This is a genomic window from Pseudonocardia sp. C8 (genome assembly GCF_014267175.1).
Lineage (GTDB): Bacteria > Actinomycetota > Actinomycetes > Mycobacteriales > Pseudonocardiaceae > Pseudonocardia.
Genome location: NZ_JACMTR010000002.1, coordinates 3,900,499 through 3,917,198 on the forward strand (window position 1 = coordinate 3,900,499; position 16,700 = coordinate 3,917,198).

Annotated in this window: 15 protein-coding genes; 9 read left to right on the forward strand and 6 right to left on the reverse strand. The window is 72.4% G+C overall.

From position 1 onward, the window contains the following. Nucleotides 1-54: 54 nt before the first annotated feature. From iolC to H7X46_RS18590, 8 genes are all read left to right on the forward strand, one after another. Nucleotides 55-1,014: a 5-dehydro-2-deoxygluconokinase gene (gene iolC / locus H7X46_RS18555; RefSeq protein ID WP_186360608.1), complete on the forward strand. Its 960-nt coding sequence runs from the start codon at nt 55-57 to the stop codon at nt 1,012-1,014. Between the two features lie 5 nt (nt 1,015-1,019). After that, a complete protein-coding gene (locus tag H7X46_RS18560) occupies nt 1,020-1,934 on the forward strand; it encodes a class I fructose-bisphosphate aldolase (protein ID WP_186360609.1) in 915 nt (304 codons plus the stop codon). Then, nucleotides 1,931-2,827: a 5-deoxy-glucuronate isomerase gene (gene iolB / locus H7X46_RS18565; RefSeq protein WP_186360610.1), complete on the forward strand. Its 897-nt coding sequence runs from the start codon at nt 1,931-1,933 to the stop codon at nt 2,825-2,827. The genes H7X46_RS18560 and iolB overlap by 4 nt, the downstream gene beginning before the upstream one ends. A 2-nt stretch (nt 2,828-2,829) precedes the next feature. Beyond that, nucleotides 2,830-4,737: a 3D-(3,5/4)-trihydroxycyclohexane-1,2-dione acylhydrolase (decyclizing) gene (iolD, locus tag H7X46_RS18570; RefSeq protein ID WP_186360611.1), complete on the forward strand. Its 1,908-nt coding sequence runs from the start codon at nt 2,830-2,832 to the stop codon at nt 4,735-4,737. 11 nt (nt 4,738-4,748) lie between these two features. Then, nucleotides 4,749-6,284: a CoA-acylating methylmalonate-semialdehyde dehydrogenase gene (locus tag H7X46_RS18575; RefSeq protein ID WP_186360612.1), complete on the forward strand. Its 1,536-nt coding sequence runs from the start codon at nt 4,749-4,751 to the stop codon at nt 6,282-6,284. A gap of 189 nt (nt 6,285-6,473) precedes the next feature. Then, nucleotides 6,474-7,934 carry a sugar porter family MFS transporter gene (locus H7X46_RS18580; protein WP_186360613.1) on the forward strand — a complete coding sequence of 487 codons (1,461 nt, stop codon included), beginning with the start codon at nt 6,474-6,476 and terminating at the stop codon, nt 7,932-7,934. Beyond that, nucleotides 7,931-8,113, forward strand: a complete 183-nt coding sequence (locus H7X46_RS30790) for a hypothetical protein (RefSeq protein ID WP_186360614.1) — start codon at nt 7,931-7,933, stop codon at nt 8,111-8,113. Before H7X46_RS18580 ends, H7X46_RS30790 begins: the two co-directional genes overlap by 4 nt. Next, nucleotides 8,110-9,273 carry a Gfo/Idh/MocA family protein gene (locus tag H7X46_RS18590; protein ID WP_186360615.1) on the forward strand — a complete coding sequence of 388 codons (1,164 nt, stop codon included), beginning with the start codon at nt 8,110-8,112 and terminating at the stop codon, nt 9,271-9,273. Before H7X46_RS30790 ends, H7X46_RS18590 begins: the two co-directional genes overlap by 4 nt. Here the strand turns inward: H7X46_RS18590 and H7X46_RS18595 are convergent. The 6 genes from H7X46_RS18595 to H7X46_RS18620 form a co-directional block, all read right to left on the reverse strand. Next, on the reverse strand, nt 9,268-10,470 hold the full coding sequence (locus H7X46_RS18595) for an RNA polymerase sigma factor (RefSeq protein ID WP_186360616.1): 1,203 nt from the start codon (nt 10,468-10,470) through the stop codon (nt 9,268-9,270). The genes H7X46_RS18590 and H7X46_RS18595 overlap by 6 nt on opposite strands. Before the next feature lie 10 nt (nt 10,471-10,480). Further along, nucleotides 10,481-10,822, reverse strand: a complete 342-nt coding sequence (locus H7X46_RS18600) for a YciI family protein (protein ID WP_186360617.1) — start codon at nt 10,820-10,822, stop codon at nt 10,481-10,483. Between the two features lie 29 nt (nt 10,823-10,851). Beyond that, complete coding sequence (locus H7X46_RS18605; RefSeq protein ID WP_186360618.1) at nt 10,852-11,250, reverse strand: VOC family protein; 399 nt, start codon at nt 11,248-11,250, stop codon at nt 10,852-10,854. A gap of 131 nt (nt 11,251-11,381) precedes the next feature. Continuing rightward, entirely contained in the window at nt 11,382-13,613 is a 2,232-nt protein-coding gene (locus H7X46_RS18610; RefSeq protein ID WP_186360619.1) for a cytochrome P450, read from the reverse strand. 174 nt (nt 13,614-13,787) lie between these two features. Then, the gene (locus H7X46_RS18615) at nt 13,788-14,993 is read right to left on the reverse strand and encodes an acetamidase/formamidase family protein (protein ID WP_186360620.1); all 1,206 of its coding nucleotides are present in this window, start codon (nt 14,991-14,993) and stop codon (nt 13,788-13,790) included. Nucleotides 14,994-15,056: 63 nt separating this feature from the next. Beyond that, nucleotides 15,057-15,467 carry a MarR family transcriptional regulator gene (locus H7X46_RS18620; protein WP_186360621.1) on the reverse strand — a complete coding sequence of 137 codons (411 nt, stop codon included), beginning with the start codon at nt 15,465-15,467 and terminating at the stop codon, nt 15,057-15,059. Nucleotides 15,468-15,578: 111 nt separating this feature from the next. Between H7X46_RS18620 and H7X46_RS18625 the strand changes: the two genes are divergently transcribed. Beyond that, nucleotides 15,579-16,643, forward strand: a complete 1,065-nt coding sequence (locus H7X46_RS18625; protein ID WP_186360622.1) for a substrate-binding domain-containing protein — start codon at nt 15,579-15,581, stop codon at nt 16,641-16,643. Nucleotides 16,644-16,700 lie beyond the last annotated feature (57 nt).

Below are 16,700 nucleotides of genomic sequence, written 5' to 3' on the forward strand. Positions count from 1 at the left end.
CCGGCATACCGTTTCCCCGTCGCCGTCACACCACAGGAGAGGTCACCGAGGACCATGAACGCCCCCGCTGAGATCCTGACCTTCGGCCGCGCCGGGGTGGACATCTACCCGCTGCAGGTCGGAGTCGGGCTCGAGGACGTCACCTCGTTCGGCAAGTTCCTGGGCGGGACGACGGCCAACGTCGCGGTCGCCGCGGCCCGGCTGGGCCGGCGCGCCGCGATCATCACCGGTGTCGGGGACGACCCGTTCGGCCGGTACGTGCGCCGCGAGCTGAACCGGCTCGGGGTCGACGACCGGCACGTCGTCACCAGCACCGAGTACCCCACGCCGGTCACGTTCTGCGAGATCTTCCCGCCGGACGACTTCCCGCTGTACTTCTACCGCAAGCCCACCGCACCGGACCTGCAGGTCGCGCCGTCCGATCTGGACCGGGACGCGATCGCCGCGGCCGGGCTGCTGTGGCTGTCGGTGTCCGGGTTGTCCGAGGAGCCCTCGCGGTCGGCACACCACGAGGCCCTCGCGGCGCGCGGCCGGCGGCCCACCGTGCTCGACCTGGACTACCGGCCGATGTTCTGGGAGTCGGCCGCGGCCGCGACCGAGCAGGTGCAGAAGGTGCTCGGCCAGGTCACGGTCGCGGTCGGCAACCGCGAGGAGGCCGAGGTCGCCGTCGGCGAGACCGACCCGGAGCGGGCCGCCGACGCGCTGCTCGACGCGGGGGTGGAGCTCGCGGTCGTCAAGCAGGGCCCGAAGGGGGTGCTGGCCAAGACCCGCCACGAGCGCGTGGTCTCCCCGCCGATCAGCATCACCCCCTACAACGGCCTCGGCGCCGGCGACAGCTTCGGCGGCTCGCTCGCGCACGGGCTGCTCGCCGGCTGGCCCCTGGAGGACGTGCTCAGCCGGGCCAACGCCGCGGGCGCGATCGTCGCGTCCCGCCTGGAGTGCTCCACCGCCATGCCCACGGCCGCCGAGATCGACATCCTGCTCGCCGGTGGCGACCCGAACGAGAGCCGGTGAGGACCATGACCCCGACACCCCAGGGTTTCGCGACCTCCTACGACGAGGTCCGCGACATCCGGGCGTTCACCCCGGAACGCATCCCGGCGATGCTGGCGTCACGGCGCAGGCGCCCGTTCGTGCCCGCCGACGGCCGGCTGATGATCGTCGCCGCCGACCACCCGGCCCGGGGCGCGCTGTCCGCCCGTGGCCGCGCCGACGCCATGGCCAGCCGCCCCGAGCTGCTGGACCGGCTGGTCACCGCGCTGGGCCGGCCCGGCGTCGACGGGGTGCTGGCCACCGCCGACATCCTCGAGGACCTGCTACTGCTGGGTGCCCTGGAGGGCAAGGTGGTGGTCTCGTCGATGAACCGGGGCGGCCTGCAGGGCTCGGTGTTCGAGATGGACGACCGGCTCACCGGCTACGACGTGCGCGGCACCGTCGACGCCGGGTTCGAGGCCATCAAGATGCTCACCCGGATCGACCCGGCCGACCCGGCCACGGTGTCCACACTGGAGACCTGCGCCCGGGTGGTCACCGACGCCAACCGGGCCGGGCTGGTCGCCATGGTCGAGCCGTTCCTGTCCCGCCGGGTGGACGGCCGCGTCGTCAACGACCTGTCCCCGGAGGCCGTGATCCGCTCGGTGCACATTGCCCAGGGACTCGGCTCGTCCAGTGCCTACACCTGGATGAAGCTGCCGGTGGTCGAGGACATGGCGCGGGTGATGGAGGCGACCACGCTCCCGACCCTGCTGCTCGGTGGCGACCCGACCACCCGGCCCGAGGAGACCTACGCGTCCTGGAAGGCCGCCCTGGAGCTGCCCTCGGTGCGGGGCCTGATCGTGGGCCGGGCGCTGCTCTACCCGGAGGACGGTGACGTCGCCGCGGCCGTCGACACCGCCGTCTCGCTCGTGCGGCCGCAGGAGGTGCGCGCGGCGTGAGTGAGCGTGCGAACGAACCATCAGCACCGGGCCACGAGTACGTGATCCCCGCCGGGTCCGCCCCGGCCGACGGCTACGAGCTGGAGATCACCCCGAAGACCGCGGGCTGGGAACACTCCAGCCTGCGCATCCTGAACCTCCCGGCCGGGGGCACCCGGACCGTCGACACCGGCGGCGAGGAGTTCTTCCTGGTCCCGCTGTCCGGGTCGGCCACGGTCACCCTCGGCGACGAGACCCATGAGCTGGCGGGCCGCGCGCACGTGTTCGAGGGGCCCTCGGACTTCTCCTACCTGCCGGTGCGGTCGAGCGTCACGATCGCCTCGGCGGCCGGGGGCCGGTTCGCGCTCTGCGGGGCCCGCACCGACACCGTGCTGCCGTTCCGCCACGGCGCCCGCGAGGACGTGCCTGTGGAGCTGCGCGGCGCCGGGCAGTCGTCGCGGCAGGTCCGCAACTTCGGTGCGGCCGGGGTGTTCGAGGCCGCCTCGGCGATCTGCGTCGAGGTGATCACCCCCGGCGGGAACTGGTCGAGCTACCCCGCGCACAAGCACGACGAGGCCGGCCCGCACGAGTGCGAGCTCGAGGAGATCTACTACTTCGAGATCGCGCCCGGGCCGCAGGGACAGCCGGGGCTCGGGTTCCACCGGACCTCCAGCTCGCCGGGCCACGAGATCGACATCATGGTCGAGGTCCACGACCGCGACACGGTGCTGATCCCGTGGGGCTGGCACGGGCCGTGCGCCGCCGCACCCGGGCACGACATGTACTACCTCAACGTGATGGCCGGCCCGGGCGAGGAACGTGCCTGGAAGATCACCGACCATCCCGACCAGGCATGGGTCCGCGAGACGTGGGCCGACCAAACTATCGACTCTCGCCTTTCCGGAGGGCAGTGAGCATGGGTGAGACCGTCAGGCTCACCGTCGCGCAGGCGACCGTGAAGTTCCTCGGCGCGCAGTACAGCGAGCGCGACGGGGTGCGGCAGAAGCTGTTCGAGGGCTGCTTCGGCATCTTCGGGCACGGCAACGTGGCCGGGCTGGGGCAGGCGCTGCTGCAGGCCGAGCTGCACGAGCCGGGCCTCCTGCCGTACGTGCTGGGCCGCAACGAGCAGGCCATGGTGCACACCGCGGTCGCCTACGCCCGGGCCAGCGACCGGCTGCGGACCTGGGCGGTGTCGTCCAGCGTCGGGCCGGGTGCGACGAACATGGTCACCGGCGCCGCGCTGGCCACGATCAACCGGCTGCCGGTCCTGCTGCTGCCGGCCGACACCTTCGCCGACCGGTCGGCGTCGCCGCTGCTGCAGGAACTGGAGAACCCGGCGGCCGGGGACGTGACCGTCAACGACGCGTTCCGGCCGGTCTCGGCCTACTTCGACCGGGTCTGGCGGCCCGAGCAGCTGCCGGCGGCGCTGCTGTCGGCGATGCGGGTGCTCACCGACCCGGCCGCCACCGGCGCGGTCACCGTCTGCTTCCCGCAGGACGTGCAGGCTCAGGCGCACGACTGGCCGGTCGAGCTGTTCGCCGAACGCACCTGGCACGTCGCCCGGCCCCGCCCGGAGACCTGGGCCGTGGAGCGGGCGGCCGAGCTGATCCGGTCCGCGGAGCGGCCGCTGGTCGTCGCCGGCGGCGGGGTGCACTACTCCGGCGCCACCGAGGCCCTGGCGGCGTTCTGCGCGGCCACCGGGATCCCGGTCGGGCAGAGCCAGGCCGGCAAGGGCACCCTCGCGTGGGACCACCCGCAGTGCCTGGGCGCGATCGGCTCCACCGGCACCACCGCGGCCAACGCGATCGCGGCCGACGCCGACCTGGTGATCGGGATCGGCACCCGCTACTCGGACTTCACCACGGCCAGCCGCACCGCGTTCCAGAACCCGGGCGTGCGGTTCGTCAACGTCAACGTGGCCCCGATCGACGGCGTCAAGCACTCCGGGATCTCGGTCGTCGCCGACGCCCGGGAGACGCTCACCTCGCTCGCCGCGGAGCTGGCGGGACACCGGGTCGCCGAGGACTACGTCGCCGAGTACACCCGGCTCGACGCCGAGTGGGCGGCCACCGTGGACGCCGCCTACCACCCGGCGGTACCGGCCGCCGGCGCCGGCGGCCGGCTCACCCAGAACGAGGTCATCGGGATGGTCAACGACCTGTCCGACCCGCGCGACGTCGTCGTCTGCGCGGCCGGGTCGATGCCCGGCGACCTGCACAAGCTGTGGCAGACGCGGGATGCGAAGGGCTACCACGTCGAGTACGGCTACTCCTGCATGGGCTACGAGGTCGCCGGCGGCCTCGGCGTCCGGCTGGCCTGCCCGGACCGCGACGTGTTCGTCATGGTCGGCGACGGCTCCTACCTGATGATGGCCACCGAGCTCGCCACCGCGGTGCAGGAGGGCATCAAGGTCATCACGGTGCTGGTGCAGAACCACGGCTTCGCCTCGATCGGGGCGCTGTCGGAGGAGCTCGGCTCGCAGCGGTTCGGCACCCGCTACCGCTACCGCTCGCCCGAGTCCGGGCGGCTCGACGGCGGCGTGCTGCCCCTGGACCTCGCGGCCAACGCCGAGAGCTTCGGGCTGCGGGTCATCCGCACCCACACCCCGGACGAGTTCGCCGCCGCGATCCGGACGGCGAAGGCCGCCGAGGACTCCACCGTCATCCACGTCGAGACCGACCCGCTGATCGGTGCCCCGGACTCGCGCTCCTGGTGGGACGTCCCGGTCTCCGAGGTCAGCGAGCTCGACTCCACCCGGGCCGCCCGCAAGATCTACGACGAGCACAAGGCCACCCAGCGGTCGTTCCTGCGGCCCAGCTCCTGAGAAGAGGACAGATGACTTCCACCATCGACGACCGGGCCGAGACCACGCCCGGCACCGTTCCCACGCTGTACCACTGGGCCGGCGGTGCCCGGCTCGAGGGCGCCTCCGGGCGCACGTCCGAGGTCACCAACCCGGCCACCGGCGCGGTCACCGCACACCTGCCGCTGGCCTCCGACGACGAGGCCGCCGCCGTCGTGGCCGCCGCGAAGGCCGCCTTCCCCGCCTGGCGCGACACCTCCCTGACCAAGCGCACCCAGATCCTGTTCCGGTTCCGCGAACTGCTCAACGCCCGCGCCGGCGAGCTCGCCGAGATCATCACCAGCGAGCACGGCAAGGTCCTCTCCGACGCCGCCGGCGAGGTCGCCCGTGGTCAGGAGGTCGTCGAGTTCGCCTGCGGCATCCCGCACCTGCTCAAGGGCTCGGCCACCGAGAACGCCTCCACCAAGATCGACGTCCACTCCATCCGCCAGCCCCTCGGCGTGGTCGGGATCATCTCCCCGTTCAACTTCCCGGCCATGGTCCCGATGTGGTTCTTCCCCATCGCCATCGCCACCGGCAACACCGTCGTGCTCAAGCCCTCGGAGAAGGTCCCCACCGCCGCGCTGTGGATCGCCGAGCTCTGGCGCGAGGCCGGCCTCCCGGACGGGGTGTTCAACGTCCTGCACGGCGACAAGACCGCCGTCGACCACCTGCTCACCAACCCCGACGTCAAGTCGATCTCGTTCGTCGGCTCGACCCCGATCGCCCGCTACGTCTACGAGACCGGCACCGCCCACGGCAAGCGCGTCCAGGCCCTCGGCGGCGCCAAGAACCACATGGTCGTCCTGCCCGACGCCGACCTCGACCTCGCCGCCGACCAGGCCATCAACGCAGGCTTCGGCTCCGCCGGCGAGCGCTGCATGGCCGTCTCCGCCCTGGTCGCCGTCGGCGACATCGCCGACACCCTCGTCGACAAGATCGCCGAACGCGCCCGCGGCCTGCGCACCGGCGACGGCACCCGCAACACCGACATGGGCCCCCTCGTCACCAAGGCCGCCCAGGAACGCGTCTCGGGCTACATCGACGCCGGCGAGCAGGCCGGCGCCACCGTCGTCGTCGACGGCCGCACCGGCACCTACGACGCCGACGGGGACGGGTTCTTCGTCGGCCCCACCCTGCTCGACCACGTCGGCACCGACATGACCGTCTACACCGACGAGATCTTCGGCCCCGTCCTGTCCGTCCTCCGCGTCGACACCTACGACCAGGCCGTCCAGCTCGTCAACGCCAACCCCTACGGCAACGGCACCGCCCTGTTCACCCACGACGGCGGCGCCGCCCGCCGCTTCTCCAACGAGGTCGAGGTCGGCATGATCGGCATCAACGTGCCGGTCCCGGTCCCCATGGCCTACTACAGCTTCGGCGGCTGGAAGAACAGCCTGTTCGGCGACACCCACGCCCACGGCAGCGAAGGCGTCCACTTCTTCACCCGCGGCAAGGTCGTCACCACCCGCTGGCCCGACCCCAGCCACGCCGGACTCAACCTCGGCTTCCCCACCAACACCTGACCCGGCCGGGGCGGCCGCCGGACCCGGTGGCCGCCCCGGGGCGGTCGGCGCCGCGTGCGGTGTCCCCCGGGGACGTCCGTGTACGCCCGCCCGGACCCCGCGCATCCGTGCCCGCGGCCCGGTGCTCAGGCGTGCCCGCCGCCCGGCCGCATCTCCCTCCGGCAACCCGGGAAACAAAGGAGTTCTCCGATGACACATCCGGCACGTGAGGGCGAGACGACCCTTCCGCCGCTCGTGCACGGTCCGTACCGCAAGCGGATCGGGCTCATCTCGATCGTCGCCTGCTTCGGTGGGCTGCTGTTCGGCTACGACACCGGCGTCAGCAACGGGGCCGAGCAGCCGATGCAGGCCGAGCTCGGCCTCTCCGACCTCGCGGTCGGGGTGGTCATCAGCTCGCTGGTCTTCGCCGCCGCGTTCGGTGCCCTGTTCGGCGGGCAGATCTCCGACCGGTGGGGACGCCGCAGGACGATCATCCTGCTCGCCGTCCTGTTCTTCGTCGGCACCCTGTGCGTGGTCCTCTCCCCCGGCTTCGGGCTCCTGGTCACCGGGCGGATCCTGCTCGGGCTCGCCGTCGGCGGGGCCTCGACCGTCGTCCCGGTCTACCTCGCCGAGCTCGCCCCGTTCGAGATCCGCGGGTCGATCACCGGCCGCAACGAGCTGGCCATCGTCACCGGCCAGCTCGCGGCGTTCGTCATGAACGCGATCATCGGCACGGTCCTCGGCCACGTCGACGGCGTCTGGCGGATCATGTTCGCCGTCTGCGCGCTGCCCGCAATCGCCCTGTTCATGGGCATGCTGCGGATGCCCGAGTCGCCGCGCTGGCTGGTCGAGAAGGGCCGCCGGGACGAGGCACTCGCCGTGCTGGAGTCCGTCCGCCCGCACGACCGCGCCGCCGCCGAGCTGGCCGACGTCGAGCGCATCGCCGCCGAGGAGAAGCAGGAGCACCAGATCGGGCTGAAGGCGATCCTGGCCAACAAGTGGCTGGTCCGGATCGTGCTGGTAGGGATCGGGGTCGCCATGGCCCAGCAGCTCACCGGCATCAACTCGATCATGTACTACGGCCAGCGGGTGCTGATCGAGGCCGGCTTCACCGCCGACGCCGCGCTCGTCGCCAACATCGCCTCGGGCGTCTTCTCCGTCATCGGCGGCGTCATCGCGCTGTACAACATGGACCGGCTCGACCGGCGCAAGACCTTCGCCATCGGGCTGTCGCTGACCACGACCTGCCACGTCCTGATCGGGTTCGCGTCCCTGCTGCTGCCGGTCGGCAACCCGCTGCGCCCCTACATCCTGCTGTTCCTGGTCGTGGCGTTCGTGTTCGCCATGCAGACCTTCCTCAACGTCGCGGTGTGGGTGTGGCTGGCCGAGGTCTTCCCGCTGCACATGCGCGGCCTCGGGATCGGCGTCGCGGTGTTCTTCGGCTGGACCACCAACGCCGTGCTCGCGCTGTTCTTCCCCTCGCTGGTCGCGGCGATCGGCATCACCGGCGCGTTCTTCCTGTTCGCCGGCGTCGGCGCGGTCGCGCTGGTCTTCGTCGTCACCCAGGTCCCGGAGACCCGCGGGGTGTCGCTGGAGAAGCTGGAGCACGACGTCACCCACGGCACGGTCTACGGCTTCCGGGCCGCGAAGGCCACCAAGGCGGTGGGGTGACCGTGCACACCGGTTCCCTGCTCGACCGCGACGACCCGGCCGCCCAGCGGTTCTGGGCCCTCCTGATCTCCATGACGTCCGGGTTCGCGGCCCGGGCGGGCGTGCCGCTGGTCGAGCTCGGCCACGGCACCCCTGCCCCGGTGCCGCAGGTGCCCCGGCCACGGGACGGGCGGTCGTGAGCACGATCGGCGTCGGCGTCGTCGGTGCCGGCTGGATGGGGCACCTGCACGCCCGGGCCTACGCCCGGCTGCCGCACCACGTGACCGACCTGCCGTGGCGGCCGCGGCTGGTCGCGGTGGCCGACCCGGTGCGGGCTGCGGGCGACGAGCACGTGTCCCGGTACGGGTTCGGCCGCGCCGTCACCGACTGGCGGGAGCTCGTGGCCGACCCGGAGATCGCGGCGGTCAGCGTGACGTCCCCGAACAGCACCCACCGCGAGGTCGGTGTGGCTGTCGCCGCGGCCGGAAAGCACCTGTGGATCGAGAAACCGGTCGGGCTCACCTCGTCCGACACCGCCGCGGTCGCCGCCGCCGTGCACGCCGCCGGGGTACACGCGACGGTCGGGTTCAACTACCGGATGGTCCCGGCCGTCGCCCGGGCGAAACGGCTGATCGACGAGGGGACGCTGGGCAGGCTCACGCACGCCCGGTTCCGGCTGCTCACCGACTTCGCCGCCGACCCGCACGGCGTGCTGAGCTGGCGGTTCACCCGCGAGCACGGCGGGTCCGGGGTGCTCAACGACCTCGCCGTGCACGGCGTCGACCTGATCCGGTTCCTGGTCGGCGACCTGAGCGCGGTCGTGGCCGACGGCGACCGGTTCGTCCCGCGGCGGCCGCTCGCCGTCCCGGGTGCGAGCCAGTACGCCCGCGGCGACGCGGACTCCCCCGCCGGCGAGGTGGAGAACCTGGACTACGTCTCGGTGCTCGGCCGGGCCGGCGACGGGGTGATCGTGACGCTGGAGGCCAGCCGGGTCGCCGTCGGCGACCAGAACGACTACGGCTTCGAGATCCACGGGACCGAGGGCTTCGTCGCGTTCGACTTCCGCCGTCCGGGAGAGCTGCAGGTCGCCGCCGGGAGGTCCTACGTGGACCAACCGGTCACCACGCACGCCGCCGCGCCCGGCGACGGCGACTTCGCCCTGTTCCAGCCCGGCGCCGGGAACCCGACCGGGTTCGACGACCTCAAGGTCTCCGAGTGCGCCGCCTTCCTGCACGGCATCGCCGGGAACCGTTCCGGCGGCGCCACGATCGACGACGCCCTGGCCGCGGCCCGCGTGCTCGACGCGGTGGAGGGGGCGCTTCGCGCCCGTGAGTGGTTGGCAGTGCCAGAGCCCTCATGACCACTCACGAGCGTCGAGGCGCCGCTCGAGCACGGCACGTTGGGCGGGGTTGGTCGTGAGCTCGAGCGCGCGGAGGTCGGCCTCGCGGGCCGGTCCGGGGTGGCCGAGCGCGCGGAGCAGTTCGGCGCGCGTGGCGTGGTAGAGGTGGTGGTCGGCCAGCGTCGCGGCGAGTCCGTCGAGCTCGCCGAGCGCGACGGCCGGTCCGGCGACGTGGCGCAGCGCGACGGCGCGGTTCAGGCGGACCACCGGGTTCGGCGTGTGCTGCAGCAGCATGTCGTAGAGCACCAGGATCTGGGCCCAGTCGGTGTCCGCCCAGGTCGGCGCCTCTGCGTGGCAGGCGACGATGGCCGCCTGCAGCTGGTAGGGACCGGCCCGGTGCCGGGCGGCGGCCTGGGCGAGCAGCTGGGTGGCGGCGTCGATCGCGTCGTGGTCGTACCGGCTGCGGTCCTGGTCGGGAAGCAGCACGATGCGGCCCTCGTCGTCGAACCGGGCCGCGGCGCGGGCCTCGTGCAGGCGGATCAACGCGAGGAGCCCGAGGACCTCGGGTTCGCGGGGCATCAGCCAGGCCAGGGAGGCGGCCAGCCATTCGGCGTCCTCGGCGAGCCTGCGGGAGTGTGCCCGGTCCGGTGTCGAGGACAGGTAGCCCTCGTTGAACAGCAGGTAGACGACGGTGAGGACCTCGTCGAGCCGGTCGGGAAGCTCGTCGTCGCCGGGGATGCGGTAGGGGATCCCGGCGTCGGTGATCTTCCGTTTCGCCCGGGTGATGCGCCGGGCGACGGTCGTCTCCGGGACGAGGAACGCGGCGGCGATCTGCCCGGTGGTCAGACCGCACACGACGCGCAGCGTGAGGGCGATCTGGGCCTGGCGTGGCAGGGCCGGGTGGCAGCAGGTGAACACGAGCCGGAGCCGGTCGTCGGGTTCACCCGGGACGGGCCACTGCAACTGCGCGAGCTTGTCGCGGTACCGGGTCTGGCGGCGCAGCACGTCGAGGCCACGACGCCGGGCGACGGTGAACAGCCAGGCGTCGGGACGCTCGGGGATGCCTTCGGTCGGCCAGCGCCGGAGGGCGGCCTCGACGGCGTCCTGGACGAGGTCCTCGGCCGCGGCGAAGTCGCCGAGCAGGTGCACCAGTGACGCGGCGAGCCGGCCCGCATGCTCGCGGACGACGCGGGCCAGCTCGTCGTGGGTCGTGCTCATCGCAGGCCGGTCACGACGCGGCGGGCCGGATCTCGACGATCGGGCACGCCGGCCAGGAGCGGGCCATCGCGAGCGCCTCGTCCAGGTCGGCGACCTCGACCTCGACGAAGCCGCTGACGATCTCCTTGCCCTCGACGAACGGGCCGTCGCTCACCTCCGCGCGGCCGTCCTGCAGGCGCACCGTGGTCGCGGTGTGCGCGGGTTGCAGGTGGACGTGACGGGTGATCCGGGCGTCGTGCTCGGCGAACCACCGGCCCACCTCGTCGTACGCGGCTCCCCGCTCGGCCTCGCCCATCGCGGCCAGCTCGTTCGCGTAGTCCTCGGTCTCGACGAACATCAGCACGTACTTCACCTGATCCGCCTCTCTCCTCGCGATGTCGCTCAGCGTGCCGGGAGGGTGGCGTACAGGTCGATCCCGTTGCCGTCCGGATCGGCCACGGTGGCGTAGCGCATCCCCCAGAACGCGTCGAACGGTTCCTGCAGGCCCTGGTGGCCGGCCTCGGTCAGCTCCGCGTACGTCGCGTCGACCGCGGCCGGGTCCGCGCACTCGAAGGCGAAGAACGCACGGGGGCCGCCGGAGGCGGGGCTCCAGCCGGCGATCGTCTTGCCGCGCAGGTTCTCGGTGTCGAGCATCAGGTGCATCCCGCCCGGCAGGTCGCACTGGGCGTGCTCGGAGGTGTGCGCGTCGATCTCGAACTCCAGCCCGAGCCGCCGGTAGAAGGTGATGGAGGCGTCCAGGTCGGACACCACGAGGTCGATCGCGTTCATCGTCGGGGTCATCGTCGCTCCTCGGTCGTCGATGCGGTGGCGGCCGGGAGCCCGTCTCCCGCGCCTCACCAGGAAGACGTCCGGCGGGGCGGCGGATACGACAACCCGCGAGAGCAATTTCGCGGCGGGGGAACGCGCGGCTCCTACAGGTCCAGCACCAGCCGCCCCGAGCGGGCCCGGGACACGCAGATCATCATGCAGTCGTTCCGGTCGCGTTCCCGGTCGTCGAGTACCGAGTCGCGGTGGTCGACCGCGCCGTCGACCACCCGGGTCTCGCAGGTGCCGCAGGTGCCCTCGGCGCACGACGACAGCACCGCCGCCCCCGCGGACTCGACGACGTCGAGCACCGACCGCTCCGGCGGGACCTCCAGGACCAGCCCGCTGCGGGCCAGCTCGACCTCGAAGGCCTCGGCCCGCTGCGGCGCACCCAGCGGCTTCGGGCCGAACCGCTCCACGTGCAGCGTCCCGGCCGGCCAGGACGCGCAGCGCTCCTCGACGGCCGCCAGCAGCGGTTCCGGCCCGCAGCAGTAGACGAGGGTGTCCTCGCGCGGCGTCCCGAGGACCGCGTCGAGGTCGAGCAGGCCGAACTCGTCCTCCGGCCGGACGGTGACCCGGTCGCCGTAGCGGGCGAGCTCGTCGAGGAAGGCCATCGACGCCCGCCGGCGGCCGCCGTAGAGCAGCTGCCAGTCCGCGCCGAGCCCGTCCACGGCGGCGATCATCGGCAGGATCGCCGTGATCCCGATGCCGCCGGCGACGAACAGGTAGCGCCGCGCGCACTCCAGGGGGAAGTTGTTGCGCGGGCCGCGGAGCCGGACGGTGTCGCCGACGGAGAGCGCGTCGTGCACGTGCCGGGAGGTGCCACGGCCGTGTGCCTCGCGCAGCACGCCGAGCCGCCAGGTGGTGGTGTCGGCCGGGTCCCCGCACAGCGAGTACTGCCGCGTGGGCGCGCCGCCGCACAGCAGGTCGGCGTGCGCGCCCGGCGTCCAGTCCGGCAGCGGGCTCCCGTCGGCGGCGCGCAGCGACAGGGTGACGACGCCGTCGGCGACGGTCTCCTTCGCGACCACGGTCGCCTCGGTCTCGACCTCGGCCCGCGGGTCCCGGCGGCGCTCCGGCTCCGCGGCCGCGGGGGCGGCCGGGACCGGCTCGGCGAGGGTGAGCGGCATGGTTCTCCAGACGTACATGTTCGGCGAGCTGGCGTAGAACCGGGGCTCGCCGTCCAGCGTGAACCGGCCGAGCAGCGGCAGCGCCTCTTCCAGGGCCACGCGTGCCTCCAGCCGGGCCAGCGGGGCGCCGAGGCAGCCGTGCACGCCTTCCCCGAACCCGACGTGCCGGCCCGGCGGCCGGGTGATGTCGAACCGGTCCGGGTCGGCGAAGCGGCGCTCGTCGCGGTTGGCCGCGCCCGGGATCAGCACGACCCGTGAGCCGGCCGGGAGCGTGACACCGTGCAGCGTGACCTCCCGCGAGGTGGTGCGGGCGGTGAGCTGCAGCGGCGTCGCCCAGCGCATCGCCTCCTCGACCGCGGCCGGGATCAGCGACGGGTCCCGGTGCAGCAGTGCGAGCTGGTCCGGGTTCTCGGCGAGCAGCTTGAACAGGGTCGTGACCAGGCCCGCGGTCGACTCCACCCCGCCCAGGAAGAGGATCATCATCAGGCCGCTGATCTCGGACACGGGGGTGATCTCGCCGGGGACGAACGGCTCGCCGTCGATCTCGGCGTTCACCATCGTCGTCATGAGGTCGTCGCGGCCGTGCCGCCGCCGGGACTCCAGCACGTCGATGAAGTACTGCTGGATCTTCGGCGTCGCGGCCTTCGCCTTCGGCCCGAGGTGCGGGGTGCCGGGGATCCGGTCCTTCAGCTCGTGCGTCCAGTGTTCGAGCTGCACGCGGCGCGCCCGCTCGTCCTCGGTCGCCTCGCTGCGCGCGGGGAAGCCCATGAGGTGGAAGAACACGTCGAACGGCATCGGCCAGGCCAGCTCGGCACCGATGTCGATCCGGTCGCGGCCGGCCCAGGACGCGACGAGGTCGCGGACGACGCCGCGGACGCCGTCCTCCAGCCGCGCGACCCGGCGGGGGACGAAGAACGGCTGCACCACCTGGCGCACCTGGTCGTGCCGGGGGTTGTCCATGCTGCCGATCGAGCCCGGCGGGACGTGCTCGAGGCGCGAGTCGTCGATGTCCATGCCCTCGAAGCTGCGGAACGTGTCCGCGTCGGTGATGGCGGCCCGGACGTCGTCGAACCGGGTCAGGGCGTACCAGCCGTAGCGCTCGCTGTGGTGGACGGGCGCCTCGTTCCGCATCCACCGGTACACCGCGAACGGGTCGGTCGGGTAGAAGTCCGGGTCGAACGGGTCGTACTCGACGGCGGTGGGTGCGGCCATCGCGTCCTCCGGGGGTCATACGTCGTCGGATGCGCTCACCGGCTGAGCTTTGAAGCGCTTCAAACAAGCTTAGAGCGCTTCAAAGCGACGCGTCAACGACCCCCGTGCCGGCGCGATGCACACCGGCCGGTCCCGGCGAGGGCGGTGCTCCGCCCCCGCCGGGACCGCACGGACCTACCGGGGCAGGATGTCCTTGTCGAAGATGTCCAGCGGGACCTTCAACGTCACCGCGGCGTTCGGGATGTCGACGATCCCCCCGATGTGCATCTCGCACGGCGCGACCGAGATGATCGTGTACGCCTGCTCCGGTGAGTACCCGAACGTGCCGAGGTAGTCGATCGCCTGCTCGACGGCGTCGACGGCCGCCATCGTGGCGTCGATGTACTTCTGCTCGGTCCCCTTGGCCGACAGCCCGGTGAAGCTCAGGTACCGGGTACCCAGGTTCGGATCCACCGGCGAGGGCCGCAGCATCGGCGTCCGCACGCCGTAGCGCGCCATCCCGTCCTTGATCACGTTGAACCGGTACCAGCCGGCACCGTCCATCTCGATCGCGTTCCAGGTGATCTCGCCGTCGCCCTCGGCGAAGTGGAAGTCACCGGTCGAGAACAACCCACCCTCGACGAACACCGGGAAGTACACCCGCGACCCGCGCGAGAGGTTCTTGATGTCGAGGTTCCCGCCGTTCTCCCGTGGCGGCACCGTCCGGGCCGCGGTCGCCGCGACCCGCTCCCACTCCGCCCCCTCCAGGGTCCGCAGCACCGCGGTCGAGGTCGCCTCCGCCCGCGGAGCCGCCAGCCCCTCGGCGATCAGCGGGTCCTCCCGCGCGTTCCAGGTCTCGAGCAGCTCCATCGACGGCGCCACCCCGATCACCCCCGGATGCGACAACGCCGGGATCTCCACCCCGGGGATCTGCCGGCTGGTCGCGAACAACCCGTGCAGATCCCACACCGTCTTGTAGCCCTGCGGGAACCACGACGCGAGCGGCCCACCCATCCCGGGCAGGATGTTCGAGTATCCGATCCCCGACAACGGCTGCACATCCAGCACGTCGACCACCAGCAGATCACCCGGCTCGGCCCCGTCCACCCGGACCGGACCGGCCATCGGATGGGTCCGGGTCAGATCGAAGTCCCGGATGTCCTGATCATCATCGACATCCTGCAGCTGGTAGTCGTCGTAACCACCGGCCTCCAGGATGATCTCGTCCCCGGGACCGAGCTCGTGCAGCGGCGGAATGTCCGGGTGCCACCGGTTGTGCCCCAGCTCCCGCTGCTCGGCCAACGGCACGCCGACCTCGCAGCGATACCGCGGCACACCCAGATCCCGGTCCGGGAACCGGGACACACCGGACTTCGTGAAATCGATGGGACCTGCAGACATCGTCGTCCTCCGTAGGGGTAGGTGACGACGACCATACTTCCAAATGGAAGTATGTCAACGCGCTCATGGTTCGCGCAGCACGGCTTCCAGCGCGCCCGCCTGCCACGGGGCGAGGCCCTCGAACTGCGCGTCGAGCGCGGCCTCGACCTGCTCCGCGAGCACGGTGACCAGCTCCCGGCCCCGCGGGGCGAGCCGCACGAGCACCCGGCGCCGGTCCATGCCGTCGAGCCCCCGGTGCACGAGGGCGTTCTCGACCAGCTTGTCGACGATCCGGGTCGTGGTCGGCGCCGGGGCCCGGCAGGCCGTCACCAGGTCGGACATCGGCGCGGCCTCGGCGCCCGCGAGGTGGTGCAGGACCCACCACTGCTCGACCGTCAGGCCCGCCGGAGCGACCACGCCCTGGATCGCCCGCTCGCACGCGAACGCCCGGTCCGCCACCAGGCGGGCGAGCTCGGTCGCGCTCGGTCCGTCCACCGCCACCCCGTTGCCTCCTCGGTCCCGGCCTTGCCTTCCCGGCCGACACTCGGGATAGTTTCATATGGACGTGTGTGATTCCAGCTCGCTCACCAGGACGAGGAGGTCCGCGTGGAGGAGCCGTTTCGCGTCGGGCTCGCCATCCCGCTGCAGGGACCGGGCGGGATCTTCGGACCGTCCTGCGAGGCGGTCGCCGAGCTCGCCGCGGCCGAGGTGAACGCCGCCGGCGGCGTACTCGGCCGCGAGCTCGTGTTCGAGGTCGTCGACGCCGGCGCACCCCTGCCCGAGATCCGCCGCACCGTCCACGACCTGCTCGAACGCCGCCGCCTCGACGCCGTCACCGGCTGGCACATCTCCAGCGTCCGCGAGGCACTCGCTCCCGTCCTGCGCGGCCGCGCACCCTACGTCTACACCTCCCTCTACGAAGGCGGCCCCATCCCCACCGGCGTCTACACCAGCGGCGAGGTCCCCGCCCTGCAGATCGCCCCCGCCCTGACCTGGATGCGCGACCACGCCGCCGTCCACCGCTGGGCACTGGTCGGCGCCAACTACGTCTGGCCCCGCCGCACCGCCACCCGGATCCGCGACTACGCCCGCACCGCCGGGATCGAGGTCGTCCACGAAGCCTTCGTCTCCTACGGCTGCCGCGACTTCACCACCACCCTCGTCGACATCGCCCGCAGCGACGCCGACGGCGTCCTCATGCTGCTCGTCGGCCAGGACGCCGTCATGTTCAACCGCCAGTTCGCCGAAGCCGGCCTCGACACCGTCATGCCCCGCTTCACCCCGCTCATGGAAGAGAACATGCTGCTCGCCACCGGCGCCGAAGGCACCGCCGACCTCTACGTCGCCGCCGCCTACTTCAACTCCCTGGCCACCGCCTCGGCACTCGACTTCATGTCCGCCTACGTCCACCGCCACGGCCCGGACGCGCCCGCGCTCAACAACGCCGCCGAGTCCTGCTACGAAGGCGTCCTCGCCCTCGTCTCGCTCACCGCCGCGGCCGGATCCACCCGGACCGCGGACATCGCAGCGGCGAACGCGGAGACCCCGGTCTCCTACGAAGGCCCCCGCGGCACCGTGACCCTCAGCAGCGGAACCCTCGACCAGGGCCGCCAGGCCGTCCACCTCGCCCGGGCCGACGGCTACGACTTCGACGTGCTGACCAGGCTGTAGCACTGCCGTCCCTCCCTGCCGGGGCTCGGTCCGGACGTCGGCGGTGGTGCCGCGGCA

What these genes read in the sequence shown, in the direction of transcription:
- iolC (WP_186360608.1), top strand. Translation starts at nt 55, where the DNA reads ATGAACGCCCCCGCTGAGATCCTGACCTTCGGCCGCGCCGGGGTGGAC.
- H7X46_RS18560 (WP_186360609.1), top strand. Translation starts at nt 1,020, where the DNA reads ATGACCCCGACACCCCAGGGTTTCGCGACCTCCTACGACGAGGTCCGC.
- iolD (WP_186360611.1), top strand. Translation starts at nt 2,830, where the DNA reads ATGGGTGAGACCGTCAGGCTCACCGTCGCGCAGGCGACCGTGAAGTTC.
- H7X46_RS18575 (WP_186360612.1), top strand. Translation starts at nt 4,749, where the DNA reads ATGACTTCCACCATCGACGACCGGGCCGAGACCACGCCCGGCACCGTT.
- H7X46_RS18580 (WP_186360613.1), top strand. Translation starts at nt 6,474, where the DNA reads ATGACACATCCGGCACGTGAGGGCGAGACGACCCTTCCGCCGCTCGTG.
- H7X46_RS18595 (WP_186360616.1), bottom strand. Translation starts at nt 10,470, where the DNA reads ATGAGCACGACCCACGACGAGCTGGCCCGCGTCGTCCGCGAGCATGCG.
- H7X46_RS18605 (WP_186360618.1), bottom strand. Translation starts at nt 11,250, where the DNA reads ATGACCCCGACGATGAACGCGATCGACCTCGTGGTGTCCGACCTGGAC.
- H7X46_RS18610 (WP_186360619.1), bottom strand. Translation starts at nt 13,613, where the DNA reads ATGGCCGCACCCACCGCCGTCGAGTACGACCCGTTCGACCCGGACTTC.
- H7X46_RS18615 (WP_186360620.1), bottom strand. Translation starts at nt 14,993, where the DNA reads ATGTCTGCAGGTCCCATCGATTTCACGAAGTCCGGTGTGTCCCGGTTC.